The sequence below is a fragment of the Specibacter sp. NPDC078692 genome (assembly GCF_040686835.1).
Classification (GTDB): Bacteria; Actinomycetota; Actinomycetes; order Actinomycetales; family Micrococcaceae; genus Specibacter.
Genome location: NZ_JBFBLV010000003.1, coordinates 237,314 through 263,428 on the forward strand (window position 1 = coordinate 237,314; position 26,115 = coordinate 263,428).

Consider the following 26,115-nt stretch of genomic DNA (forward strand, 5'->3'; position numbering starts at 1 on the left):
CCAAGAACACGCTCGCCGAGACCATCAGGAGGATAGGTGCTGTTTCAACTGATTGCCCGCAATCTGGCGCCGCATAAGGCGTCATTGATCGCGATTGTGGTGCTGCAATTCCTCTCTACCCTCGCCACCTTGTATCTGCCCACCCTCAATGCCGACATCATTGACGACGGTGTGGTCAAGGGTCAGATCGACGTCATCTTGAATCTGGGTCTGTGGATGCTGCTCATTACTGCAGGCCAGGTGGTGTGTGCCATCGCGGCCACGTATCTGAGCGCCAGGCTTGCCATGGGCGTAGGACGGCAAATCCGCCGCGACATTTTTGACAAAGTGGAGACGTTTTCCTCCCAAGAGGTGGGCATCATTGGCGCACCGTCCCTGATCACCCGCACCACCAATGACGTCCAGCAGGTGCAGATGCTGACACTGATGTCCTTCACCATGATGGTCATGGCACCCATCATGTGCATTGGCGGGATTGTGCTGGCCATGGCCCAGGATGTTCCCCTCTCGGGCCTGTTACTGGTGATCCTGCCTGTGCTGCTCATCGCCATCGGCTTGATCGTTCGCGTGCTGGTCCCCACCTTCCGTAAAGTCCAGCGCCAACTCGATGACATCAACGGGGTGCTGCGCGAACAGATCACCGGTATCAGCGTCATCCGCGCGTTTGGCCGCCGCGACTACGAAGCGGAAAGATTCGCCACGGCCAACGGCGCACTCACCGCCTCCCAGTTACGGGCAGGGCGGCTGATGTCGCTCATGTTCCCCACCATCTTCTTCGTGGTCAACGTAACCAGTGTGGGTGTGCTGTGGTTTGGCGGGCAACGCATTGACGCTGGTGACATGCAGATTGGCGCCCTCACCGCATTCCTGAGTTACATCATGCAAATCCTCATGTCCGTCATGATGGCCATGTTCATGTTCATGATGATCCCGCGCGCGGCCGTCAGCGCAGAACGCATCACCGAAGTCCTGAACACCGAAGCCAGCGTGGTCGATGGCCCCGACGCCGTGCATGTCACCCGCCTCGATGGCCGCCTCAACGTCACGAACGCCACCTTCACCTACCCCGGAGCCCAGGCCCCAGTCCTCTCCGGAGTCAGCTTCACCGCCTCCCCGGGAAGCACGACGGCGATCATTGGCTCCACCGGTAGCGGCAAGTCCACATTGGTGAACCTCATACCAAGACTCTTGGACGCCACCGAGGGTGGCATCCAGTTGGGCGGACACAACATCAAGGACGTGACCTTGCAAGCGCTGCGCAGCTCTATTGGGCTCGTACCGCAGAAGGCTTACTTGTTCACGGGTACGGTAGCGAGCAATATTCGCATGGGAAACCCAGACGCTACGGATGATCAACTGTGGCAAGCATTGGAGACAGCACAGGCTGCGAACTTTGTCCGGGACATGCCTGAAGGCTTAGAGGCCCCTATAGAGCAGGGAGGCTCCAACGTCTCCGGTGGACAGCGCCAACGGCTCTGTATTGCCCGAGCCATTGCCGCCGGACCCTCTGTGTACCTTTTTGATGACAGCTTCTCGGCTCTGGACTATGCAACGGATGCCAAACTCCGGGCAGCACTGAAACCGGTCACCCGCGACGCGGCAGTTCTGGTTGTAGCCCAACGGGTAGGCACCATCAGGGACGCAGATAACATCCTGGTCCTAGACGAAGGGGTGTTAGTAGGCCAAGGCACCCATGAGCAGTTGCTCGACAGCTGCCCCACGTATCAGGAAATCGTCAACTCGCAGCTAGGAGCAGACGATGACTTAGAGGCTCCGGCCATGGACAGCACCAGCAGCACGGAAACCAACCCCACCACCACCCGTGACGGAGGCCTCTCATGAGCATGATGCGCGGCGGCCGCGGCGGCGGTCCACCCCAAAAGGCCATGGCCTTTGGTCCCAGTCTGAAACGAATCCTGGGTCTTATGGCCCCGGACAAGATCCGCATCACTCTCGTGGTGATCATGGCAGCTATCTCGGTTGGCCTGTCCGTAGTAGCGCCCAAGATCCTCGGCAACGCCACCGACATCATCTTCGACGGCGTGGTGGGCAAGATGCTCGGCCAGTTCCCGGCCGGTACCACCAAAGCCCAAGCCGTGGCCGAGCTGCACGCCAAGGGGCAGGGCCAGCTGGCGGACATGCTCAACGCCATGAACGTGGTGCCCGGCCAAGGCATGGATCTAGGCGCCCTGGGCCAGGTGCTCATGATTGTCTTGAGCCTGTACATAGCTGCCTTCTTCTTCAACTGGGGTCAGGGCTTTGTCACCACGGGCATAGTCCAGCGAGCCATGTACAGACTGCGCCGCGACATTGAGGCAAAGTTGGACCGGCTACCTATGTCGCACTTCCAACAGGAATCTCGCGGCGATGTGCTCTCACGCGTTACCAATGACATTGATAACTTCTCCCAAACGCTGAACCAGACATTGACGCAGATCCTCATCGCCGTCCTGACGGTATGCGGCGTCCTAGGCATGATGTTCTCCATCTCGCCCCTACTGGCTGGCATCTCGCTCGTGACGGTGCCCATTATTGCTGTCATCACCATCATGATCGCCAAGCGCTCGCAGGTGCAGTTCGCAGCTCAGTGGAAGAGCACCGGAGACCTCAACGGTCATGTGGAGGAAATGTTCACGGGCCATGAAATCGTCAAGGCGTTTGGGCAGCAGAAGCAGGCTATTGAGAAGTTCCGGGTCTCCAACGATTCCCTTTATGAATCAAGCGCCAAGGCCCAGTTCATCTCCGGCATCATCATGCCCAGCACCAACTTCATCTCCAACCTCAACTACGTGGTGGTTGCGGTACTCGGCGGCATTCAGGTGGCCCAGGGCGTGCTCACGATTGGTAGCGTGCAGGCGTTCATTCAGTACTCGCGCCAGTTCAGCCAGCCCATGGCTCAGATTGCCAGCATGATCAACTTGCTCCAATCAGGGGTCGCCTCCGCAGAGCGCGTCTTTGAGCTGCTCGACGCCACAGAGCAGACTCCCGATCACGTCCCCGCTGCAAAGCTGGCTCCCCCTGCGGGCCGCGTGGTCTTTGATCACGTCAACTTCAGCTACACCCCGGGGGATCCGCTCATCAAGGACCTGTCCCTCGTGGCCGAGCCGGGGGAAACCGTGGCCATCGTGGGGCCCACCGGCGCCGGCAAGACCACCTTGGTCAACTTGCTCATGCGCTTCTACGAGATTGATTCGGGCACCATCACGGTGGACGGCGTCAACACAGCCCAGCTAACCCGCGATGACCTCCGCAGCCAGTTCGGCATGGTGCTCCAGGACGCGTGGCTCTTTGGTGGCACCATCAGGGAAAACCTGGCCTACGGCAAGCTGGGCGCTACCGAGGAAGAGATCGTAGAAGCGGCCGTAGCAACACACGTAGATCACTTTGTCCGTTCGCTCCCGGATGGCTATGACACAGTTCTCACGGACGACGGCGGCGGGCTGAGTCAGGGGCAGCGCCAGCTCATGACGATTGCCAGGGCCTGGATCGCCAATCCGGGCATTCTGATCTTGGATGAGGCCACCAGCAGCGTCGATACGCGCACCGAAGTCATGATCCGCCAAGCCATGAATAAGCTGCGTGCCAACCGGACCAGTTTTGTTATTGCTCACAGACTCTCCACTATTCGCGATGCTGACCTCATACTGGTGATGGATAGTGGTCGCATTATTGAACAGGGCAGCCATGACGTGCTGCTCGCTCACAGGGGATTCTATTACGATCTCTATATGAGCCAATTTGGCGATCCAATGGTGGAAGAGGTGAGCCAGGTATGAACTCCATGGATGTATTGATGCGCCGGTGGCGATTGGACTTGGAATCGACGGTGCCCCCGTTTGAACAGGTCCGGCTGCGGATTCTGGACCTAGCCTCTTCAGGGGAGCTGGCCGTGGGCACCAAACTGCCCTCGGTTCGTGCTCTGGCCACGGATCTAGGGGTTGCAGCCAACACTGTAGCCCGGGCCTACCGGGAGTTGGAGCAAGCAGGCATTGTGATCACGGCAGGACGCAGTGGGACAGCTATTGCTTCCGGCGGTGACAAGATTGCCGCTGCGGTGGCCGAAGCCGCGGACTCTTATGCCGCCGTCGTGCGTGAATTGGGGATGCCGCGGGCTCAGGCTCTGCGTATTGTCTCCGCCGCTCTGGAACGCACCGGCGGCTGATTTTTTAGCGCTCAAGCCAGAGCCGAAGAAAGCGCCGATTCGAGCCATTGTTCGAACGAACTTTCGATTATACTGATGTAGGAAAACACTTGCGTGGCGGACGCTCGCCACGTGTAGCGGCTTTGCCGCGGACTGCTATGCGAAGGAAATAATGGCCCAGCCAGCAACACCTGTGAACGCCGCCCGCCCGGATTTGTCACGCCTGATTGTCAAGGGTGCCCGGGAAAATAATCTGCGCAACGTTGACCTTGACCTGCCCCGCGACTCCATGATCGTCTTCACAGGGCTGTCCGGCTCAGGCAAGTCCTCTCTCGCCTTTGACACTATTTTTGCTGAAGGTCAGCGCCGCTACGTGGAATCGCTCTCCGCCTATGCGCGGCAGTTCCTGGGCCAGGTTGACAAGCCGGATGTTGACTTCATAGAAGGCCTGTCCCCGGCCGTGTCCATCGATCAAAAGTCGACGTCGAAAAACCCGCGTTCCACGGTGGGCACCATCACCGAGATTTACGATTACATGCGCCTGCTCTGGGCCCGTGTGGGTACGGCCCATTGCCCCGTTTGTGGTGAGCCCATCGCCAAGCAGACGCCGCAGCAAATTGTGGATCAGCTGCTGGAAATGCCCGAAGGCACCCGCTTCCAAGTTCTGGCCCCGGTAGTTCGTGACCGCAAAGGTGAGTTTGTTGAGCTGTTCAAGGAGCTCACGGCCAAGGGCTACTCCCGCGCCAAGGTAGATGGTGAGCAAGTTCAGCTCAGCGATCCGCCCAAACTGAAAAAGACGTTCAAGCACACCATCGAAGTGGTGGTTGACCGTTTGGTCGTCAAGGACGGCATTCAGCAGCGCCTCACCGACTCCGTCGAAACCGCTCTGGGCCTGGCCGATGGACGGGTGCTGGCGGAACTCGTGGACCTTGAGCCCGGCGATGACGGACGGATCCGCTCCTTCTCCGAGAATCTGGCGTGCCCCAACGAACACCCCCTCGCCATCGATGAGATTGAGCCGCGCTCCTTCTCCTTCAATAACCCCTTCGGTGCCTGCAGTGCGTGCAGCGGTATTGGTACCAAGCTCGAAGTGGACGAGGAACTGGTAGTTCCCAACCCATTCCTGTCCTTGCGCGAAGGCGCCATTGCACCGTGGTCCTTGGGAACCGCCACCACCGAGTACTGGAACAGGCTCCTTGAAGGTCTGGCCACGGAGCTGGACTTCAAGATGGAGACCCCGTGGAATAAGTTGGACACCGATTCGCGCACCGCCATCCTGTACGGCAAGGACCACAAGGTAGTGGTGCAGTACAAGAACCGCTTTGGCCGCGAACGCAAATACAGCACCGGCTTTGAAGGCGCCATCCAGTACATTCACCGCAAGCACGGCGAGACGGAATCCGATTCCGCCCGTGACCGCTACGAAGAGTACATGCGCCAGATTCCCTGCCCCGCCTGTGGCGGTGCGCGGCTGAACCCGGCCTCCCTCTCGGTGCTGATCAACGGCAAGTCCATCGCCGAGGTCTGCGCCCTGTCCATGCGCGACTGCTTTGACTTCCTCTCCAACCTGGTCTTGACGGGCCGCGAAGCACAGATTGCCAGCCAGGTGCTGAAGGAAATCCAGGCCCGCCTGAAGTTCCTGCTCGATGTCGGTTTGGAATACCTGAACCTAGAACGCGCCTCAGCCACGCTCTCCGGCGGTGAAGCCCAGCGCATCCGCCTGGCCACCCAGATCGGCTCCGGTCTGGTGGGCGTGCTGTACGTACTCGATGAACCGTCCATTGGCCTGCATCAGCGCGATAACCGCCGCCTCATTGGCACCCTGACCCGTCTGCGGGACCTGGGCAACACGCTCATTGTGGTGGAGCATGACGAAGACACCATCAAGGAAGCCGATTGGATCGTTGACATTGGCCCCGGCGCCGGTGAACACGGCGGCGAAGTGGTGCACTCCGGTTCCTTGCCGGATCTGTTGGCGAACACCCGCTCGTTGACCGGCGATTACCTGTCCGGGCGCAAGTCCATCGCACTTCCGGCCAAGCGCCGCAAGTATGACAAAGCACGGGAACTCGCCGTGGTTGGTGCGCGCGAAAACAACCTGCTCAACATTGATGTGAAGTTCCCCTTGGGCGTGCTGACAGCTGTCACCGGCGTCAGTGGCTCCGGCAAGTCAACGCTGGTCAATGAGATCCTGTACAAGGTGCTGGCCAACAAGCTCAACGGAGCCAAGCAGGTTGCCGGACGCCACCTGCGCATCGACGGCCTGGAACACCTGGACAAGGTGGTGCACGTCGACCAAAGCCCCATTGGCCGCACCCCGCGCTCCAACCCGGCCACGTACACGGGTGTTTTTGACAACATTCGCAAGCTCTTCGCCGAGACCAACGAATCCAAGATGCGCGGATACCAGCCGGGCCGCTTCTCCTTCAACGTCAAGGGCGGACGCTGCGAAGCTTGCACCGGTGACGGCACGCTGAAGATCGAAATGAACTTCCTGCCGGACGTCTACGTGCCCTGCGAGGTCTGCCACGGTGCCCGCTACAACCGCGAAACCCTCGAGGTGCACTACAAGGGCAAGTCCATTGCCGACGTCCTGAACATGCCCATCGAAGAAGGCGCCGATTTCTTCGCCGCCTTCACCCCCATTGCCCGGCACCTGCGCACGCTGGTCGACGTCGGACTTGGTTACGTGCGCTTGGGGCAAGCCTCGACCACGCTTTCCGGCGGTGAAGCGCAGCGCGTCAAGCTCGCTGCAGAACTGCAGAAGCGCTCCAATGGCCGCAGCATCTATGTGCTCGATGAGCCCACCACGGGCCTGCACTTCGAGGACATTCGCAAACTGCTGCTGGTGCTGCAGGGGCTCGTGGACAAGGGCAATACGGTCATTGTCATTGAGCACAACCTCGATGTCATCAAGAGTGCCGACTGGATCGTGGATCTGGGCCCCGACGGCGGCACCGGCGGCGGCCGTGTGGTGGCCACCGGCACTCCGGAAAAGCTCGCCAAGAACAAGGAGAGCCACACGGCTACGTTCTTGCGCGAGGTTTTGTAATCCCCACGCCCTCCCACGCTGCCCAGTGCCCTCCGTTGTGGCTAGTCATGTATGCCACTTGCTGCATGGATGGGCATGGTGGGGGCTGGCTCGTGAGAAACTGGTGGACGTGACTACAGTGATTCCTGCCATGACCGCTGGCAAAAAACGTGACAACCTGCCTTGGGTGGTTCTTTTCGACCTCGACGGGACGCTCGTTGACCCAGCCGGTGGCATCACCGGCGGCGTGGAATACGCGTTGCGCGCCAAGGGCCTGCCCGTGCCGGCAACAAGCGAGCTCAGCAAGATGATCGGCCCCAAGTTGGCCGATGCACTGGTCAACATCGCCGGAGTTCCCGAGGCTCAGGTCGATGGCGTCATCGCAGCCTACCGAGGCTGGTACGGCGAACAGGGCATGGCCATGTCACAGGTCTATCCGGGCATCCGTGAGTTGTTGACGGAGCTGAAGAACAGCGGCGTTTACCTCGCCGTTGCAACGCAAAAGCCCGAGCCGCTGGCCAAGAAGCTGCTGGCGCACCACGGCATCGATACCTTGTTCCACACCATTTGCGGCTCACACGCCGATGAAACACTCAAGCCGGGTGATCCGGAATACCGCCCGGGCAAGACTGAGATTATTGCTGCCGCGCTGGCCCACACCTGCGCCATTGCTGCTCTCGTTGCCACCCCTGGTACCGAGCTCACCGCCGTCATGGTGGGGGATCGGTACCAGGATGTGAACGGTGCCCAGAGCAACGGACTCGGGTGCATCGGGGTCGCCTGGGGATTTGCTGGGGACGGTGAGTTGGCGGCGGCAGGAGCTACCGCCGTCGTCCATTCAACACACGAATTAGCTGCCGTACTTGCGGGAACCGCAGCTGGCATGGGAGCCGACACAGCAACAGGGGAGGCTGGGCATGGCGCTGTATGACGCAACGAGGGTGCTGACGCGCGGCACCATTGCGGCCGTGTGTCGTCCTACCGTGGAGGGGCTGGAGAATGTGCCCACTGACGGGCCGTTCATTGTGGCGCCCAACCACCTGTCGTTCTTCGATTCGGTGATTGTTCAGGCGCTCACGCCGCGCCCCGTGTCCTTCTTCGCGAAGGCGGAATATTTCACGGGGAAGGGTGTGAAAGGCAAGCTCATGAAAACGTTCTTCGAGTCCGTGAATTCCATTCCCGTGGAACGTGGCGAACAGGCAGCTAGCGTGCAGGCGCTCAAGACGCTGCTGGAGATTCTGGGCCGCAATGAAGGCGTAGGTATTTACCCCGAAGGCACCCGTTCCCGCGACGGCATTTTGTACCGTGGCCGCACCGGTGTGGGCTGGCTGGCACTGACCACCGGCGCTCCCGTGGTTCCCGTGGGTATCATCGGCACCGAAAAGCTGCAGCCAGCCGGGAGCAAGGGCTTCCGGCCTGCGCGGTTTACGCTGCGCTTTGGCAAACCGTTGTACTTCGATAAGACCGGCCCAGACCATTCGCTGCCGGCCCGCCGTCTGGTCACGGACACCATCATGGACGCCATCGGCGAGCTCAGCGGTCAGGAACGCAGCAGCAAATACAACCAGAGCCCCGTCGTGGAATAGTCATGGCAAATCCCTCAACTTACCGGCCGAAGCCGGGCGAAATTCCTACGGATCCGGGCGTCTACCGGTTCCGTGATGAGCACGGGCGCATCATTTACGTGGGTAAAGCCAAAAACCTCCGCTCGCGCCTGAATTCCTACTTCGCCAATCCGGCCACCCTGCTGCCCAAAACCCACGCCATGGTTCACCATGCCGCGAGCGTGCAGTGGACCATTGTGGGCAGTGAGCTTGAAGCCCTGCAACTGGAATATACGTGGATCAAGGAATTCACGCCGCGCTACAACTTGGCGTTCCGGGACGATAAAACGTATCCGTATTTGGCTGTCTCCATGAGTGAGAAGTTCCCGCGGGTGCAGGTCATGCGCGGTGAGCGGCGCAAGGGCACCCGTTATTTTGGGCCATACACCGCCGGTGCCATTCGCGAAACCATGGACACGCTGCTGCGCGTGTTCCCTGTTCGCAGCTGCAGTGTGGGTGTGCTGCGCCGCGCTGAACGCAGCGGGCGTCCCTGCCTGCTCGGTTACATCGACAAGTGTGCCGCGCCGTGTGTGGGGCGGATCAGCGTCGAGGACCACAAGGAGCTGGCGCAGGATTTCTGCGACTTCATGGGCGGGGAGGCCAAACGCTTCATCAGCACGCTGGAAAAGAAGATGGCCGCCGCCGTGGCTGAGCTAGATTACGAGCAGGCTGCCCGGTTGCGTGATGACATCATTGCCCTGAGGAAAGTCTTTGAGCGTAATGCCGTGGTGCTGACCGAAGACACCAACGCGGACATCTTCGCCGTCGAACAGGATGACCTCGAAGCCGCGGTGCAGGTCTTCTACGTCCGTGGTGGGCGTATCCGCGGACAGCGTGGCTGGATTGTGGAGAAGGTTGAAGACGCCACCGACGCCGAGCTTTGGGAACACCTCATGCAGCAGGTGTACGGCAGTGAAGACTCCGAGCAGGACTCCATTCCGCGCAATATTCTGGTGCCTGAGCTGCCCACCAACCATGAAGAATTGTCCGTTTGGTTGGGGAGTTTGCGCGAGGGCAAGGTTTCCATCAAAGTGCCCCAACGTGGTGAAAAGGCGGCCCTGATGGACACCGTTCAAGCCAACGCGCGGCAGGCCATGATTCTGCACAAGTCGCGCCGTGCGGGCGATCTGACCACCCGTTCGCTGGCTCTGCAGGAGCTGCAGGAAGCGCTTGATTTGCCGATGCCGTTGCTGCGCATCGAGTGCTACGACATCTCCCACGTCCAAGGCACCAATGTGGTGGCCTCCATGGTGGTGGTCGAGGACGGGCTGGCCAAGAAGAGCGAGTACCGCAAATTTGCCATCACGGGCGACGCCGCCATCGACGATACCGCTTCCATGTATGACGTGATCACGCGCCGCTTCCGCAACTACCTGGCCGAGAAGGAGCTGCGTGCCCAGAGTGTGGGCACCAGCGGTGAACTTGGCTCTGAACCGGTTCCAGCTCTGACTGCAGAGGGTGAAGAGTTGCTGGTTGAGACGCCAAAGTCCAAGTTCGCCTACCCGCCCAACTTGGTGGTGGTGGATGGTGGCATTCCGCAGGTCAACGCAGCCTCACGCGCACTGGCAGATTTGGGTATTACTGATGTGGCCGTCGTCGGACTGGCAAAGAGGCTCGAAGAAGTCTGGGTCCCAGACAGTGATTTCCCGGTGATCCTCCCGCGTTCCTCGGAAGGGCTGTACCTGCTCCAGCGCATCCGCGACGAGGCCCACCGTTTCGCCATCACCTTCCACCGTGCCAAGCGCGGCAAGGCCATGACCGCTTCGGTGCTGGACACGGTTCCGGGAATGGGCGCTGCCAAGCAGAAATCCTTGCTGGCACATTTTGGTTCCCTGAAGAAGGTCCGGGCTGCGACCCTGGAAGAGCTGGGGGAGGCCAAGGGCATTGGACCCGTCCTCGCCCAAGCCATCTACGACACCTTGAATACCCAGGAGCAAAAACAGCCACAGGCGCCAGCGGTCAATATGACTACGGGCGAAATTCTGGACTAGTACCCGGCTGGGCCCGTTATAGGGAACTTAGCCCGGGGACTCTATGGTGTGGAATCCTCGAAGCGGACCGCTACCTGTAGGACAACCTGTAAGAATCGCGGCGGTGTCCAACGCCGACCACAGTCACGACGAGAACGTCGTCAAAAATATCGCACAGAACTCGGTAGTCGCCAAGGCGAACTCGCCAACCGTAGGCCTCGCCGACAAGTCTTTTTTGCATCCGGCTGGGCAACACGGTTAGTGCTGGCCACCAGCCTGATGGACTCATCATGCGCAGGCCAAACCCTAAGGGTGTCAGTCTGGAGCTTTAAGACGCCAAGCGCTCAGTCAGCTGATCTGCTGTGTCCTGACAGGTAGCCGCTGAGGCTTGAGGGTTGATGGTGGCCCAAACGTCATCGAGCGAAAGTCCCAGGACCGTCGCAATCGCCGCAATCGTCGAGAAGGCGGGGGTGGCTACCCGTCCAGTTTCAATTTTCCGCAGGGTCTCCGGTGAGATACCCGCGGCTAGGGCCACATCAAGCATGGAGCGATCTGTTCGCGCTCGACGCAGCAGGGCGCCTAGGTTTTGCCCTCGTTCGATCTCTGCAGGAGTGAGTGGGAGTCTGACCATAGTTCCAATGATAGTCGATAGTGCCGGTATAGTCTTACCGGTATTGTTATTGGTTTCTGAGAGGATAAGCGCATGATTGAAATATTCGGGCCAGCTGAGCTACCGCGAGCCAAGGAGAGCGGAAAATTCATCGGCTCGGTCCTGAGGGCTCTGCAGGACCGGGTCAAAGTTGGCACAAATCTACTTGAAATCGATCAGTGGGCAGCTGACATGATTGCTGATGCCGGTGCCATCTCTTGCTACGTAGATTATGATCCATCGTTTGGCGACGGGCCTTTCGGTCACTACATTTGCACATCGGTCAACGATGCTGTGCTGCACGGTATGCCTCACGATTACGCTCTCAAAGACGGGGATCTGCTCACCCTCGACCTCGCTGCGATTCTCGGGGGGATTGCAGCCGATGCCGCCGTGAGTTTCATTGTTGGAGTAGCTGCCTCGCTGGCGGACTCTCTAATGATCGAGACAACTCAACGTGCCCTTGAGGCTGGGATCGCGGCCGCCAACCCAGGCTCACAGATTGGCGATATCTCTCATGCCATTGGATCTGTACTTTCCGCCGGTGGATTCCCCATCAACACCGACTTCGGCGGGCATGGCATCGGCACCACGATGCATCAAGAACCGCACATCTCCAACGTCGGCCAGCCCGGACGCGGCTACAAGCTCCGCCCCGGCCTACTGTTGGCCATTGAACCGTGGGTCATGGCGGATACCGCTGAGCTTTTCACCGATGCAGATGGCTGGACACTTCGTAGCGCAACGGGCGCCCGCTCCGCGCACAGTGAGCACACCATCGCCATCACCGAGGACGGGCCAATCATCCTCACGAATTGATAACCGCGCCCAGTAGCGCATCCTGGGCTCCCAAATGTGGCTCCGCCAAAATTCGGGCCCCGCGCCCAGTAGGCTTAGCTCAGCAGCTGCTGCATGATTTATGTGCACGACAACTACCGACAGGGAAGATCAATGACCCAACAGCAAGAACCGACTGCCGCCCTTGACGGTGAGCTGACTTCAGTCAAGCCCGTTGAATCCGAGCTTCTCGTGGTCACTGGCATGTCCGGTGCCGGGCGCAGTACCGCCGCCAATGCTCTCGAAGACCACGGCTGGTTCGTCATTGAAAACTTACCTCCGCAAATGCTTGCCGCACTGGCTGAACTTGTATCCCGCATGCCCGCCGCACTTCCCAAGTTGGCCGTCGTCGTCGATGTGCGCGGGAAGGCACTCTTTGCCGACATCCGTGAATCTCTCAATGCGCTTTCCGCCGCGGGGGTGTCCTACCGGGTCCTCTTCCTTGACGCCAGCGACGACACCCTGGTGCGGCGCTTCGAGCAGGGCCGGCGCCCGCATCCCTTGCAGAAAGACGGCCGCATCACCGACGGCATTGCCGCCGAACGCGTGCTGCTGGCCGAGATGAAGGATCAGGCTGAGATGATCCTGGACACCTCCGTCATGAACGTGCACCAGCTGGGCACCGCCGTGACGGAGCTGTTCTCCGAATCTGGCCCCGTGGTCCTGAGCCTGACCATCATGAGCTTCGGTTTCAAATACGGTCTGCCTGTCGATGCGAACTATGTTGCCGACGTCCGGTTCATCCCCAACCCGCACTGGATTCCGCAGCTACGTCCCTTCACCGGCGAGGACGAGGTCGTGAGTAACTTTGTCCTCAATGACAATGGGGCCAACGATTTCGTGGACAGGTATGTGCACATGCTGGAGCCGGTTTTTGACGGTTACCGCCGCGAGAACAAGCACTACGCCACCATTGCCGTGGGTTGCACCGGCGGCAAACACCGCTCGGTGGCCGTCGCGATTGAGCTCGCCAAACGCCTCAGCCAGCTGCCACGCGTCACCACCAGCATCCGTCACCGCGATCTGGGCCGGGAATAGTGGTGTACACGGGGATCTTGCCGATCATTCCATCCGCCAACAAGCTGCCGGCGGCGGATTCCGGCGTCAAGGTCGCGGCCCTGGGTGGCGGCCACGGCCTCGCCGCATCGCTCTCCGCCCTGCGTTTGGTGACCGGAAATGTCACGGCTGTTGTGACCGTAGCGGACGACGGCGGCTCCTCCGGCCGTCTGCGCGAAGAGTTGGGTGTCCTTCCGCCGGGTGATCTACGCATGGCTCTGTCTGCCCTGTGCGATGACACCGACTGGGGGCGCACGTGGCGTGATGTCATGCAGCACCGTTTCACTTCCCGTGAAGGGGCTAAGGGGTCTCTGGACAATCATGCGCTGGGAAACCTGCTGATCGTCACCCTGTGGGAATTACTGGGAGACCCCGTGGCTGGACTGCGCTGGGCCGGAGCACTGCTGGGTGCGCGCGGTGAAGTGCTGCCCATGGCTAGTGTCCCGCTCACCATTGAAGGCCAAGTGCGGATGAACGGCACGCCCGGGACTATCATCCGCGGGCAGTCTCACCTCGCCAAAGCCGGTGAGGTGGAGAATGTACGGCTACTGCCGGAGAACGCTCCGGCCTGCCGTGAAGCCGTCGACGCGATTCACAGCGCCGACTGGGTGGTCCTGGGCCCAGGGTCTTGGTACACCTCGGTGCTGCCGCACCTGCTGCTGCCCGAAATGCGTGAGGCCCTCTGCACTACCAAGGCTAGACGGCTGATCACGATGAACCTGGACATCAACGACCAGGAAGCAACCGGGATGGATGCGGCTGATCATCTGCGCGTCATCTCCCGTTATGCTCCAGAATTTACCGTAGATGTGGTCCTAGCTGATCCAAACTCCATTGGCGATGCTGCCGAGTTCAAGGAAGCGGCGGCAATGATCGGGGCAGAGGTTGTATTCGGTAAGGTGGGTAGCTCGGCAGGCGATGCGGTCCATGACCCATTGCGGTTGGCAGCTGCCTACCGGGATGTCTTTGGTGGTCAAAAATGAACGTGAACAGTGGAGGTGAACCATGGCGCTAACCGCTGCGGTAAAAGAGGAATTGTCACGGCTTGACGTAAAAAAGTCATCGGTACGCAAAGCTGAGGTCTCAGCGTTGCTCCGATTTGCCGGAGGCCTGCACATCATCGCCGGCAAGATCGTCATTGAGGCTGAAGTAGACACTGCAGCAACCGCTCGGCGCTTGCGCCAGGCCATTGCGGAGATGTACGGACATCAGAGTGAGATTGTGGTGGTCTCCGGTGGGGGACTGCGCCGCGGCAGCCGTTATGTAGTGCGCGTGGTGCGCGACGGCGAGGCTCTGGCTCGGCAAAGTGGCCTCCTCGACGGTCGGGGACGGCCCGTGCGCGGGCTGCCGTCCGCCGTCGTCAATGGCTCCACGGCCGATGCCGAGGCTGTGTGGCGAGGCGCCTTCCTGGCCCACGGCTCGCTGACGGAACCTGGCCGGTCCTCGTCTTTGGAGATTACCTGCCCGGGCCCGGAAGCGGCATTGGCCCTAGTGGGGGCCGCCCGCCGTTTAGACATTGCGGCCAAGGCCCGCGACGTCCGCGGAATTGACCGCGTAGTTATTCGTGACGGCGACACGATCGGCGCGCTGCTGGTCCGCATGGGCGCCCATGACACCTTCCTCGTGTGGGAAGAACGGCGCATGCGCAAGGAAGTGCGTGCCACGGCGAACCGGCTGGCCAACTTTGATGACGCGAATCTGCGCCGTTCAGCTCAGGCCGCCGTTGCTGCAGGTGCCAGGGTGGAGCGAGCCCTGGAAATCTTAGGCGACGATGTTCCCGATCACCTCAAGTACGCCGGCGAACTGCGCGTGGCCCACAAACAGGCCAGCTTGGATGAACTGGGACGGTTGGCCGATCCGCCGCTGACCAAGGACGCGATCGCCGGACGTATCCGTCGTTTGCTGGCCATGGCTGATAAAAAGGCCAAGGATTTAGGTATCCCCGGCACTGAGTCCAACGTCACCTTTGACATGCTCGATGGCTAAGCGCTTTAGTATGGAAGAGTAGAGGTGAAGAGCGGCCCATTTTGGGCGCCTTTGCCCTGTCGGTTGTGTTTTGCCGGCAAAAATCAGAAGAATCGCAATGGAGGAACCGTGACTAAGTACACACTTCCGGAACTCAGCTATGACTACGCTGCTCTGGAACCCAATATTTCCGCCCGCATCATGGAACTGCACCACAGCAAGCACCACGCAGCCTACGTGGCCGGTGCGAACACCGCCCTCGAGCAGCTCGCCGAAGCACGCGAAAGCAACAACTTCGCCAACGTAGCCAAATACTCCAAGGACTTGGCGTTCAACCTCGGTGGTCACACCAACCACTCGATCTTCTGGAACAACCTCTCACCCGAGGGTGGCGACAAGCCCGAAGGGGAGTTGGCAGCAGCCATCGACGACGCCTTCGGCTCCTTCGATGCGTTCCGCGCACACTTCACCGCAGCCGCCATGGGTATCCAGGGTTCCGGCTGGGCGCTGCTGTCCTTCGAAGGCCTCGGTGGCAACATCATCATCGAGCAGCTCTTCGATCAGCAGGGTAACGTCCCTGTTGCCACCACTCCGCTGCTGATGTTGGACATGTGGGAGCACGCCTTCTACCTGGACTACGTCAACGTTAAGGCTGACTACGTCAAGGCTTTCTGGAACATTGTGAACTGGGCCGATGTGGCCAAGCGCTTTGAGGCTGCCAGCAAGAACGCGACAGGCTTGATCCTGCCGTAAGCTGCTTCACCCGGGTTAGTGTCAGCCGGTTCAGCGGACCGCGGACATGCCCAATATATGGACGCCCGTCCCGTAAGATTAACGGGGCGGGCACCATAGAACGTAATATAGATCACGGTACGCACTTTGACGTGTGCATCAGTAAAAAATCTCTGCCCAACGGCGTGCGGGAAACAATGGCTGAAGGTGACCTTCAGCCTAGCTACGTGTGTTCAATAGAGCACCGAAGGAGAGAAATAACAGTGACTACTCGTATTGGTATTAACGGGTTCGGCCGCATTGGTCGCAACTACTTCCGCGCGGCTTTGGCTCAGGGTGCAGACATTGAAATCGTTGCCATCAATGATTTGACCAGCCCCGAAACCCTGGCGCACCTGCTCAAGTACGACTCCGTTGCCGGCCGTTTGTCCGTCAGCGTTGCAGTTGAAGACGGCCACCTGGTTGTTGACGGCAAGACCATCCAGGTCTTCGCTGAGCGCGATCCCGCAAACCTCCCCTGGGGCAAGCTGGGTGTTGACATTGTCATCGAGTCCACCGGCTTCTTCACCAAGGCTGCTGGCGCACAGAAGCACATTGATGCAGGCGCCAAGAAGGTCCTCATCTCCGCACCGGCCTCGGATGAAGACATCACCATTGTCATGGGTGTCAACGACGAGCTGTACGACCCGGCTGCGCACAACATCATTTCCAACGCATCATGCACCACCAACTGCCTGGGCCCGCTGGCCAAGGTCCTGAACGACACCTTCGGTTTGGAGCGTGGCCTCATGACCACCATCCACGCCTACACTGCCGATCAGAACCTGCAGGACGGCCCCCACGGCGATCTGCGCCGCGCACGCGCCGCAGCCATCAACATGGTTCCGACCTCCACGGGTGCTGCCAAGGCTATTGGCCTGGTTCTGCCCGAACTCAAGGGCAAGCTCGATGGTTACGCCATCCGTGTACCCGTCCCCACAGGCTCAGCAACTGACCTGACCGCAACTGTGAGCCGTGAGGTCACCGTTGAAGAAGTCAACGCTGCCTACAAGGCCGCTGCAGCCGAAGGCAAGCTGGCCGGTTACCTGACGTACACCGAAGATCCGATCGTTTCCTCGGACATCGTCGGCGATCCCTCCTCCTCGATCTTCGACTCGGGCCTGACCAAGGTCATGGGCAACCAGGTAAAGGTTGTTTCCTGGTACGACAACGAGTGGGGCTACTCCAACCGCCTGGTCGATCTGACCAAGCTCGTCGCTTCCAAGCTCTAAGGCATAATAAATGACTCTTCACACCCTCAGCGAACTCATCGATGAAGGTGTCCGCGGGCGGCACATTCTTATCCGTAGCGATTTGAATGTGCCGCTCGACGGCTCTAACGTCACTGATGATGGACGCATCAAAGCTTCACTGCCCGTCATCAAGGCGCTGGCGGATGCTGGCGCTCGTGTTCTGGTCAGTGCCCACCTGGGCCGCCCCAAGGGCGCGCCGGAAGCCAAGTACTCTTTGGCTCCAGCCGTTGCCCGCTTGTCAGAACTCGCTCCGGAGTTGAACGCGGTCTTGGCCGCCGACACCACCGGTCCGGCTGCCCAGGCGGCAGCGGCTGATTTGGCTGATGGCTCGGTTCTGGTCTTGCAGAACGTGCGCTTCGATGCTCGCGAAACGTCCAAGGTCGACGGCGAACGGGCGGCTTTCGCTACTGAGCTCGCCGCCCTGACCGGCAGCAATGGTGCCTACGTGGATGATGCTTTTGGTGCTGTTCACCGCAAGCACGCCAGCGTCTATGACATTGCCAAGGTACTGCCGTCCTACCAGGGCGATCTGGTCCGCACAGAATTGGAGGTCCTGCGCAAGCTGACCTCAGATTCTGAACGCCCCTACGTGGTGGTGCTCGGTGGTTCCAAGGTCTCGGACAAGTTGGCTGTCATTGACAACCTGATTGGCAAAGCCGATTCCATCCTGGTTGGCGGCGGCATGCTGTTCACCTTCCTCGCAGCTCAGGGCCACAAGGTTGGCTCTTCATTGCTGGAAGTTGACCAGATCCCCGTGGTTCAGGATTACCTGAAACGCGCTGCCGCAGCAGGCACCAACTTTGTGCTGCCCACCGATGTGGTTGTTGCTGCCGGCTTTGCTGCTGACGCAGCCCACGAAGTTGTTGCGGCCGATGCCATTGAAAGCAGTGCCTTCGGCGCATCCGGACTGGGCCTGGACATTGGTCCGGATTCAGCTGCGGCTTTCGCCACAGCAATCTCCGGCGCCAAGACCGTGTTCTGGAACGGGCCGATGGGCGTCTTTGAATTCCCGGCCTTCGCCGCAGGAACCAAGGCCGTTGCGCAGGCCCTCGCAGCCAACACCAGCAACGGTGGATTCAACGTTGTAGGTGGCGGTGATTCAGCCGCAGCCGTACGTACCTTGGGCTTTGCCGATGACGCATTTGGTCATATCTCCACCGGTGGTGGCGCCAGCCTGGAGTTCCTTGAAGGTAAGGAACTCCCCGGGCTGAACGCACTAGACCGCTAAAAGCAAAATGGTGGTGGCGGGCAGTCCCCGCCACCACTTTTGCAGGATGCCCTTCTGCACTGTTGTGACAAAAGTTTTACTCTAAGTAACGCAAGAAACGAGAGACGCGATGACTACTTCAACAAACGGCAATTTTGACCGGACGCCGCTGATTGCAGGCAACTGGAAGATGAACATGGACCACGTCCAGGGCATCACCCTCCTGCAGAAACTGGCTTGGACCTTGTCCGACGCCCGCCACGATTTTGACCGGGTGGAAGTTGCCGTCTTCCCACCCTTCACCGACCTGCGCGGTGTCCAGACCCTCGTTCAGGGCGACAAGCTCAAACTTGCCTACGGTGGGCAGGACCTCTCTGATAAGGATTCAGGCGCCTACACCGGTGACATCTCGGGTGCCTTCCTGAACAAGCTGGGCTGCGCCTACGTCTTGGTCGGCCACAGCGAACGCCGCGAGATTCATGCTGAGAGCGATGAACTGCTCAACGCAAAGGTCAAGGCCGCGTTCCGCAACGAAGTGACGCCCGTGCTGTGCGCAGGCGAAGGCCTTGAAATCCGGAAGGCCGGAACTCACGTAGAACACACGCTGGCACAAGTGCGCGGCGGAGTCAGCGGACTCACCGCCGAGCAGGCCGCACAGCTCGTGATTGCTTATGAGCCCGTGTGGGCCATTGGCACAGGCGAGGTTGCTGGACCGGAGGACGCACAGGAAATGTGTGCCGCCATCCGTGCCGAGCTCGTGGAACTCTTCGACGACGAAACAGCCGCCAAGACCCGTCTGCTCTACGGCGGCTCGGTCAAGGCTAACAACGTGGGCGCCATCATGGCCGAACGCGACGTTGACGGTGTGCTGGTAGGCGGTGCCAGCTTGGATGCCGGCGAGTTCGCCAACATCGCACGCTTTGAAAACCACCTCGTCACCAAGTAGTTGCTTACCGTGTCCATTCGCCTTGTGTGGGTGGACACGGTTAGACTTGGTTGCGGACCAAGGCACTGCTGCGCATTGATGCGCGGAAATCCTGCTCCACCAACTACTTGATTCACCATCACCATGTTCGAAAGGCCACACGTGGAAGCTCTACAAATTGCCCTGCAGATCATCTTGGGTGTCACCAGTTTGCTGCTGACCCTGCTGATCTTGCTTCATAAGGGCCGTGGCGGCGGTCTGTCCGATATGTTCGGCGGTGGCATGAGCTCAAACTTGGGCTCCTCCGGCGTGGCAGAGCGTAACCTGAACCGCTTCACCGTGGTCCTGGGCATCATCTGGGGCGTTGTCATCATTGGCCTCGGCCTGATCATGTCCTACGGAAACATCGGCGCATAAAACTTTGCACCAACACTAGTTCCAACTAAGAAGGTCCCCTCCGGCTACGTGCTGGAGGGGACCTTTTTAGTACTGTCAGTCGTAGCAGTCTTTGGCTGCTAGGAATTGCGGTGCGTGAGCACTCCGGGAACCTTGGCAGCTGCCGCCTGATCCAGGAGCCACAGAGTCTTCTGCATGCCGCGGGCACCGGACGCAGGTACCTGAACTGCATTGGCGCCGGCCAAGCCGAGCCCCACAGCAGCAGCCTTGTCCGCGCCTGCTGCCACAATCCAAATCTCCTGGGCAGAGTTAATAGTTTCGAGCGTCAGCGATACCCGAGTGGGTGGGGGCTTAGGGGAGTTACGGACTCCCACCACCGACACACCCTTGGTGCGGATGCCAGCCATGTCCGGGAACAGGGATGCGATGTGGGCGTCCGGTCCCAGACCCAACAGCAGGACGTCAAAACGGGGCACAACAGGCGCCACCTCGGCGGCTTCGGCTTCACGAGATTCGTCGTTGTGCCATTCAGCCTGAGCCGCAGCAGCCAGTTCGGCAGCATACTGCGATACAGCCTCATCAAGATCGGCTACGGTGTCGGAGGCGGGCATGATGTGAACACGAGCCGGATCCACGGGGATCTGGTTCAAGAGTGCCTCAGCAGCCTGACCATAGTTACGGTCGGGAGAATCAGTTTCAACGAACCTGTCATCACCAAACCAGAAGTTCACCTTGCTCCAATCAACCGCCAAATGCGCCGGTGACTGGCCAATTTCACGCAGCGTGGCGATGCCAACACTGCCGCCTGTGAGCACAACGGTAGCCTCACCACGTTCGCTTTGAACATCCAACAACCGGGTGATGAGCCGTGCTGCCGTGGTGGCTGCCAACACATCAAAGGACGGATGTTCGGTGACGCGGAAATTCCTACTCATAGTTTCACTACCTTCTCTTCAGCCAAAAGCTTGCTCAGCCCCAAGGTGACAACTTCCCCAAAGACTAAGTCGGGATCCAGTCGTCGCAATTCTTCGGCCAGGCAGTCCTGCAACGAACGGCGCGGCAAGGAGATCTTTTGCTCAGGTTGTCCTGGCTGGCTCAGAGTTGCCTCCAAGGCGCCCGGACGAGTCAATTGCACATTGCCTTTTTTGCGTTCAATGACAACGGTTCGGATACCGGTGCCACGGGGGTCCTCGGTCACTGTGATGGGCACGTCCAAGGCGCGGTGCAACCATGCTGCTAGCAGGAGTGTGCTGGGGGAATCGCTGGCGCCTTCAACCTGCAGGCCCGTGATGGGATCCGAGCTGTCGGACTGGTCCAGAGCCGCCGCCAACTGCACACGCCAGTTGGTCAAACGGGTCCAGGCCAGATCCGTATCACCGTCGGCATACGTCTTGGCGATATGCGCAAGTGCCTCGCGCGGATCTGCCGTGTTGGCAGAGTCCGTGATGCGGCGGTGGGCAATACGACCCACAGCCGATTGGCTCGGTGAATCCGGGGCGTCCGTATGCCACCAAGCCACAATAGGAGCGTCTGGCAACAGCAATGCCGAGAGGATCGATTCGCTTTCTGCGGCAAGTTCACCGGAACCGCGCAGCACGATCACCTCGGAAGCGCCGGCGTCACCGCCCACACGAATTTCCGCATCCAGGCAGGTCGGATCCCCAGGTGACCCCGCAGCAAGAACAATAATGCGGCAAGGGTGCTCACGGCTAGCCAAGTTTGCAGCCTCGATGGCCTCTTCTTGACGGCCTTCCTTGGTGATCACCACGAGCGTCAGCACGCGACCCAAGGCAACCACGCCGCCTTGTTCACGCATCTTCACGATCATCTTGGTGATCTTGGATGTGTTTGTATCCGGGAGTTCTACGATCATGGTCGGCGCCACGTCCTTCCATCGCGCTTCAAGAGTTCATCAGCGGAGGACGGGCCCCAGCTGCCTGGTTCATAGGCTTCGGGCTGGATGCCTTCAGCGGCCCAGTATTCCTCGAAGGGATCCAGGATCTTCCAGGAAAGTTCAACTTCTTCGTGACGGGGGAACAACGGCGGTTCGCCCAACAACACATCAAGAATCAGACGCTCATAAGCTTCCGGGCTGGATTCGGTAAACGCATGGCCATAGCCAAAGTCCATCGTGACGTCCCGAACTTCCATCTGTGTACCAGGGACCTTGGAGCCGAAACGAATGGTCACACCCTCATCAGGCTGAACCCGGATGACGACGGCATTTTGGCCGAAATCGTCCTCGGCATGGTCGGTGAACAACAGATTCGGTGACCGTTTGAAGACAACCGCAATTTCGGTCACGCGACGGCCCAGACGCTTGCCAGCGCGCAGGTAGAACGGAGCACCAGCCCAACGGCGGGTGTTGATGTCCAGACGAATTGCCGCAAAGGTCTCGGTGGTGGAATCGGCCGGAATACCCTCTTCTTCCAAGTAGCCCAAAACCTGTTCCCCGCCCTGCCAGCCGCCAGCGAACTGACCGCGTGCAGAGTGGGCCGAGAGATCCTCGGGCAGCTTGACAGCTGCAAGCACCTTCTCCTTCTCGGCCCGCAGATGATCTGCGTTGAAGGAAATGGGTTCCTCCATGGCCGTCAATGCCAGTAGCTGCAACAAGTGGTTTTGGATCACATCGCGGGCTGCACCCACGCCGTCGTAATAGCCTGCACGGCCACCGGTGCCAATGTCTTCGGCCATGGTGATTTGCACATGGTCTACATAGTTGGCGTTCCACAACGGCTCAAAGAGCTGGTTGGCGAAACGCAAGGCGAGGATGTTCTGGACAGTTTCCTTGCCCAAGTAGTGGTCAATCCGGAACACAGCATCTGCCGGGAACACCGATTCCACAATGTCGTTCAGTGCGCGTGCTGATTTGAGGTTGTGCCCGAAAGGCTTCTCAATCACCACCCTGCGCCACGTGTCCGAGGGACCCTGCGCGAGGCCGTGCTGCGAGAGCTGGCGGCACACCAGTTCAAAGGCCTTCGGCGGGATGGACAGGTAATAGGCGTGATTGCCGCGGGTGCCACGAGTTTCATCTAGCTCGCAAAGGGTCGCCTTGAGGCGTTCAAAGGCGGCGTCTTCATCAAACTCACCCTGAACAAAACGAATTCCCTCGCTGAGCTGATTCCAGACGGTCTCATCAAACGGCGTACGGCAATGGGCCTCAACGGACTCCCGTACCTGTGCCGCAAACTCGGCGTCTGACCATGCACGGCGGCCAAAACCAACCAAGGCAAAGCTAGGCGGCAATAAACCGCGGTTAGCCAAGTCGTAAATAGCTGGCATGAGCTTTTTACGTGACAAATCGCCGGTGACTCCGAAAAGTACCAACGACGATGGGCCCGCCACCCGGGACAGTCGGCGATCGCGACTGTCCCGGAGCGGGTTTTCATTATGGGATGTGGCAGAGAATGGCATCTTGAAAGAGGTAGCCCTATGCGTCGAGTTGGCGGCCAGCGAGTTCGGCAACCGCAGTTTTTAGTTGAGTCACACCGGCAGCCACGTCAGTCAGGTGCAGGCGCAACACGGGGCGTCCGTGATCTGCCAGTACGGCAGCATCGCCTGCGGCTTGAGCCGCAATGAGCTCGCCGAAGCTGAAGGGACGGTCCGGAATTGCCACATCGGCTGAGGTCTCACCTGTCACCTGCAAGAACACGCCGACGGCGGGGCCGCCCTTGTGGAACTGGCCGGTGGAGTGCAGGAAGCGCGGGCCCCAACCAAAGGTGACTGGGCGGGAGGTGTATGCAGCAAGTTCATTGCGTACAGATTCCAGCGGGGCATGAGCCAAGCGGTCCAGATAGACCTGAACGCTCAGGTAGCCATCGGCACCCAACGTTCCTGCCAAAGCAGCCAGCGCCTGGGGTAGGGTTTGTGACCCGGCCAGCCATCCGGCGTCGTTATTGGCAGTGCGCACCTCAACGGCACCGTCGGTGAACAGGGCAGCTGTGGCCTCCGGGGTGGCGTCCAGCAAGCCGCGGGCAGCTTCCTTGGCAGCCTCAACATCAGGCTGATCAAAGGGGTTGATGCCCAGCAAGCGCCCGGCAACTGCTGTGGCGAACTCCCACACCATCATCTGCGCACCCAGTTCGCCAGCAATGCTGACCTCGTTCTCACGAAGTTCGACGTCGGCGTCCCCGCCTACCAGGCGCACCACCAGCACGTCAGCAGCACCGCTAGTCACCTCGGGAGAGTTGGGATCGGCCACGACCGGCAGGACACCGGTGCCTAGCTTGCCCGTGGATTCGGCGATGAGCTGCTCGGCCCAATCGGCGAAGCCCACAATGCCTGAGCCCTCATCGACGATGACGATCTTGTTGCGCAGCGGCGACGTGCCACCCAAGGCTGCGGCGAGGCGCAGACCAACGTTGTCAACATCGTCATCGCGCAGCATCTCGCCGGCTTCTTCGGCGGAATCTAGCAGTGCAGCGATATCCACCCCGGCCAGACCGGAAGGAACCAAGCCAAAAGCGGTCAGACCCGAGTAACGTCCGCCCACGTTGGGGTCTGCGTTGAAGACCTTGCGGTAGCCAGCTGCACGAGCAGAACCGTCCAGGGGCGAGCCTGGGTCGGTGACGATGATGATGCGTGACTTGGCGTCAATACCAGCAGCCGCGAACTCGTGTTCGAAGATACGGCGCTGGGAGTCAGTCTCCAACGTGGAACCTGACTTGGAAGAAACCACAATGGCGGTGGTGGCCAGACGGTCGCTGACAGCTGTCCGAACCTGATCCGGATCGGTGCTGTCAAGGACGCTGAGCTCAACACCGGCAGTTGCCGTGATGACCTCAGGGGCCAGTGAAGAACCGCCCATGCCGCACAGCACAATGTGGTTGATGCCTTCGGCACGCAGCTCATCGCGCAAGGCGGTGATCTCTGCAACCAAGGGAGCCGAAACTTCGGCGGCCTCAACCCAGCCGAGCCGGATCGCCGATTCGGACTCTGCCTCGGCGCCCCACAGGGTGGCGTCCTTGGCAAAGATGCGCGAGGCGACCTGATCGGCCACCAGCGTCAACAACTGAGCCTCCCCGGCGGCCTTGGCGGCCCCGGTTGCGGCAAATGCCAGTGAAGTCATGGGGATCAGCCTTCCGCGCCTGCAGCGTCAAGGGCAACCTGAACGTGGTTCAGGAGGTCCTTCCAGCTGGCGACAAACTTATCCAGTCCTTCAGTTTCCAGTACGCCTACAACGTCGTTGTAGGAGATGCCCAAGCCCTCGAGCTTGTTCAAGAGTTCGTTGGCTTCTGCGTAACCGCCGGTGATGGTGTCGCCGGTGACAACGCCGTGATCGAAGGTTGCATCCAGGGTCTTCTCCGGCATGGTGTTCACCACGTTGGCAGCGACCAGCTCGGTCACGTACAGGGTGTCCGGGTAAGCCGGGTTCTTGACACCCGTGGAGGCCCACAGCGGACGCTGGGGGAGCGCGCCGGCTTCAGTCAATACGGCCCAACGCTCAGAGGAGAAGACCTCTTCGAAGGCCTGGTATGCCAGGCGGGCATTGGCCAGTCCGGCCTTGCCCTTCAGGGCAGCGGCTTCTTCGGTGCCGATGGCATCCAAGCGGTTGTCAATTTCCAGGTCCACGCGGGAAACGAAGAAGGAGGCAACGGAGTGGATTTCGGCCAGGTTGTGGCCGTTGGCCTTGGCGAGCTCCAGGCCGCTGAGGAAGGCGTTCATGACGGCGCGGTAGCGCTCCAGCGAGAAGATCAGGGTGACGTTGACGCTGATGCCTTCACCCAGGGTTGCCGTGATGGCTTCGATGCCTTCAAGGGTTGCGGGGATCTTGATCAGAACGTTCTTCTTGTTGACCTTGGCGTAGAGGCGCTTGGCTTCTTCGATGGTGCCCGCAGTGTCCCAAGCCTTGCGCGGGTCAACCTCGATGGAGACTCGGCCGTCAACACCAGCGGTGGTGTCATAGATCGAGGCGAAGATATCGCAACCGTCGGCAACATCTGCTGTGGTGAGTTCAAAAACAGCATCTTCTGCATTGATACCAGCGGCCGAGAACTTCTTCAGCTCAGCCTTGTAGTCATCGCTCTTGGTGATGGCTGCTTCAAAAATGCTGGGGTTCGTGGTGACGCCAACAACGTTCTTCTCGGCGATCAGGGCGGAGAGGTTGCCGCTGCTGATCCGGCTGCGAGAAAGATCGTCAAGCCAGATGGAAACGCCAGCGGCTGAGAGTGCGGCAGTGGGTGTTGAGTTAGTCATGATGCTACTTCCTTGTGTTTTAAGGCCCTGCACTGAACAGCGTTGCAGGCGAGGTGTTGTATTCCCAAGGCCGGCGCCACCTGTTGTGGGGTGCCGGCCTTGGGACTACTTATGT

The 26,115-nt window shown here is 60.0% G+C and carries 23 protein-coding genes; 16 read left to right on the top strand and 7 right to left on the bottom strand.

Features of this window, described 5'->3' with window-relative positions:
* Positions 1-36: 36 nt before the first annotated feature.
* The 7 genes from AB0O97_RS03810 (at position 37) to uvrC (ending at position 10,767) form a co-directional block, all read left to right on the top strand.
* Complete coding sequence (locus AB0O97_RS03810) at positions 37-1,842, top strand: ABC transporter ATP-binding protein (RefSeq protein WP_363880047.1); 1,806 nt, start codon at positions 37-39, stop codon at positions 1,840-1,842.
* A complete protein-coding gene (locus AB0O97_RS03815) occupies positions 1,839-3,776 on the top strand; it encodes an ABC transporter ATP-binding protein (RefSeq protein ID WP_363880050.1) in 1,938 nt (645 codons plus the stop codon). The genes AB0O97_RS03810 and AB0O97_RS03815 overlap by 4 nt, the downstream gene beginning before the upstream one ends.
* Positions 3,773-4,162, top strand: coding sequence for a GntR family transcriptional regulator (locus tag AB0O97_RS03820; protein ID WP_363880053.1), 390 nt, complete (start codon positions 3,773-3,775; stop codon positions 4,160-4,162). Before AB0O97_RS03815 ends, AB0O97_RS03820 begins: the two co-directional genes overlap by 4 nt.
* A gap of 151 nt (positions 4,163-4,313) precedes the next feature.
* A complete protein-coding gene (uvrA, locus tag AB0O97_RS03825) occupies positions 4,314-7,193 on the top strand; it encodes an excinuclease ABC subunit UvrA (protein ID WP_363880056.1) in 2,880 nt (959 codons plus the stop codon).
* A gap of 109 nt (positions 7,194-7,302) precedes the next feature.
* The gene (locus AB0O97_RS03830; RefSeq protein WP_363880059.1) at positions 7,303-8,103 is read left to right on the top strand and encodes an HAD hydrolase-like protein; all 801 of its coding nucleotides are present in this window, start codon (positions 7,303-7,305) and stop codon (positions 8,101-8,103) included.
* Entirely contained in the window at positions 8,090-8,758 is a 669-nt protein-coding gene (locus tag AB0O97_RS03835) for a lysophospholipid acyltransferase family protein (protein ID WP_363880061.1), read from the top strand. The genes AB0O97_RS03830 and AB0O97_RS03835 overlap by 14 nt, the downstream gene beginning before the upstream one ends.
* Before the next feature lie 2 nt (positions 8,759-8,760).
* Entirely contained in the window at positions 8,761-10,767 is a 2,007-nt protein-coding gene (gene uvrC, locus AB0O97_RS03840) for an excinuclease ABC subunit UvrC (protein WP_363880064.1), read from the top strand.
* A gap of 70 nt (positions 10,768-10,837) precedes the next feature.
* On the opposite strand, the gene AB0O97_RS03845 is transcribed toward uvrC, so the two are convergent.
* Positions 10,838-11,038: a type II toxin-antitoxin system RelE/ParE family toxin gene (locus AB0O97_RS03845; RefSeq protein WP_363880067.1), complete on the bottom strand. Its 201-nt coding sequence runs from the start codon at positions 11,036-11,038 to the stop codon at positions 10,838-10,840.
* Positions 11,039-11,074: 36 nt separating this feature from the next.
* The gene (locus AB0O97_RS03850) at positions 11,075-11,377 is read right to left on the bottom strand and encodes a helix-turn-helix transcriptional regulator (RefSeq protein WP_363880070.1); all 303 of its coding nucleotides are present in this window, start codon (positions 11,375-11,377) and stop codon (positions 11,075-11,077) included.
* Between the two features lie 72 nt (positions 11,378-11,449).
* On the opposite strand from AB0O97_RS03850, the gene map reads away from it, so the two are divergent.
* From map to secG, 9 genes are all read left to right on the top strand, one after another.
* Complete coding sequence (map, locus tag AB0O97_RS03855) at positions 11,450-12,214, top strand: type I methionyl aminopeptidase (protein ID WP_363880073.1); 765 nt, start codon at positions 11,450-11,452, stop codon at positions 12,212-12,214.
* A 132-nt stretch (positions 12,215-12,346) separates the two neighbouring features.
* Entirely contained in the window at positions 12,347-13,270 is a 924-nt protein-coding gene (gene rapZ, locus AB0O97_RS03860) for an RNase adapter RapZ (protein ID WP_363839533.1), read from the top strand.
* Positions 13,267-14,271 (top strand): uridine diphosphate-N-acetylglucosamine-binding protein YvcK, encoded by a 1,005-nt coding sequence (gene yvcK, locus AB0O97_RS03865; RefSeq protein WP_363880162.1) that lies wholly within the window; start codon positions 13,267-13,269, stop codon positions 14,269-14,271. The genes rapZ and yvcK overlap by 4 nt, the downstream gene beginning before the upstream one ends.
* A gap of 22 nt (positions 14,272-14,293) precedes the next feature.
* On the top strand, positions 14,294-15,274 hold the full coding sequence (gene whiA, locus AB0O97_RS03870; RefSeq protein ID WP_363839529.1) for a DNA-binding protein WhiA: 981 nt from the start codon (positions 14,294-14,296) through the stop codon (positions 15,272-15,274).
* Between the two features lie 108 nt (positions 15,275-15,382).
* On the top strand, positions 15,383-16,006 hold the full coding sequence (locus AB0O97_RS03875; RefSeq protein ID WP_363880076.1) for a superoxide dismutase: 624 nt from the start codon (positions 15,383-15,385) through the stop codon (positions 16,004-16,006).
* 242 nt (positions 16,007-16,248) lie between these two features.
* Positions 16,249-17,256, top strand: a complete 1,008-nt coding sequence (gene gap / locus AB0O97_RS03880; RefSeq protein WP_363839523.1) for a type I glyceraldehyde-3-phosphate dehydrogenase — start codon at positions 16,249-16,251, stop codon at positions 17,254-17,256.
* Between the two features lie 10 nt (positions 17,257-17,266).
* Positions 17,267-18,505 carry a phosphoglycerate kinase gene (locus AB0O97_RS03885; RefSeq protein ID WP_363880079.1) on the top strand — a complete coding sequence of 413 codons (1,239 nt, stop codon included), beginning with the start codon at positions 17,267-17,269 and terminating at the stop codon, positions 18,503-18,505.
* 109 nt (positions 18,506-18,614) lie between these two features.
* On the top strand, positions 18,615-19,430 hold the full coding sequence (tpiA, locus tag AB0O97_RS03890; RefSeq protein ID WP_363880082.1) for a triose-phosphate isomerase: 816 nt from the start codon (positions 18,615-18,617) through the stop codon (positions 19,428-19,430).
* A gap of 141 nt (positions 19,431-19,571) precedes the next feature.
* Positions 19,572-19,826, top strand: a complete 255-nt coding sequence (gene secG / locus AB0O97_RS03895) for a preprotein translocase subunit SecG (protein ID WP_363839515.1) — start codon at positions 19,572-19,574, stop codon at positions 19,824-19,826.
* A gap of 98 nt (positions 19,827-19,924) precedes the next feature.
* Here secG and pgl read toward each other — a convergent pair whose 3' ends face one another.
* The 5 genes from pgl to tal are packed head-to-tail and all read right to left on the bottom strand — an operon-like array spanning position 19,925 to position 26,000.
* Positions 19,925-20,740 (bottom strand): 6-phosphogluconolactonase, encoded by an 816-nt coding sequence (pgl, locus tag AB0O97_RS03900; protein WP_363880085.1) that lies wholly within the window; start codon positions 20,738-20,740, stop codon positions 19,925-19,927.
* A complete protein-coding gene (locus AB0O97_RS03905; protein ID WP_363880088.1) occupies positions 20,737-21,678 on the bottom strand; it encodes a glucose-6-phosphate dehydrogenase assembly protein OpcA in 942 nt (313 codons plus the stop codon). Before AB0O97_RS03905 ends, pgl begins: the two co-directional genes overlap by 4 nt.
* Positions 21,675-23,219 (bottom strand): glucose-6-phosphate dehydrogenase, encoded by a 1,545-nt coding sequence (gene zwf, locus AB0O97_RS03910; RefSeq protein WP_363880165.1) that lies wholly within the window; start codon positions 23,217-23,219, stop codon positions 21,675-21,677. Before zwf ends, AB0O97_RS03905 begins: the two co-directional genes overlap by 4 nt.
* A 16-nt stretch (positions 23,220-23,235) precedes the next feature.
* On the bottom strand, positions 23,236-24,873 hold the full coding sequence (locus AB0O97_RS03915; RefSeq protein WP_363880090.1) for a glucose-6-phosphate isomerase: 1,638 nt from the start codon (positions 24,871-24,873) through the stop codon (positions 23,236-23,238).
* A gap of 5 nt (positions 24,874-24,878) precedes the next feature.
* Complete coding sequence (tal, locus tag AB0O97_RS03920; protein ID WP_363880093.1) at positions 24,879-26,000, bottom strand: transaldolase; 1,122 nt, start codon at positions 25,998-26,000, stop codon at positions 24,879-24,881.
* Positions 26,001-26,115 lie beyond the last annotated feature (115 nt).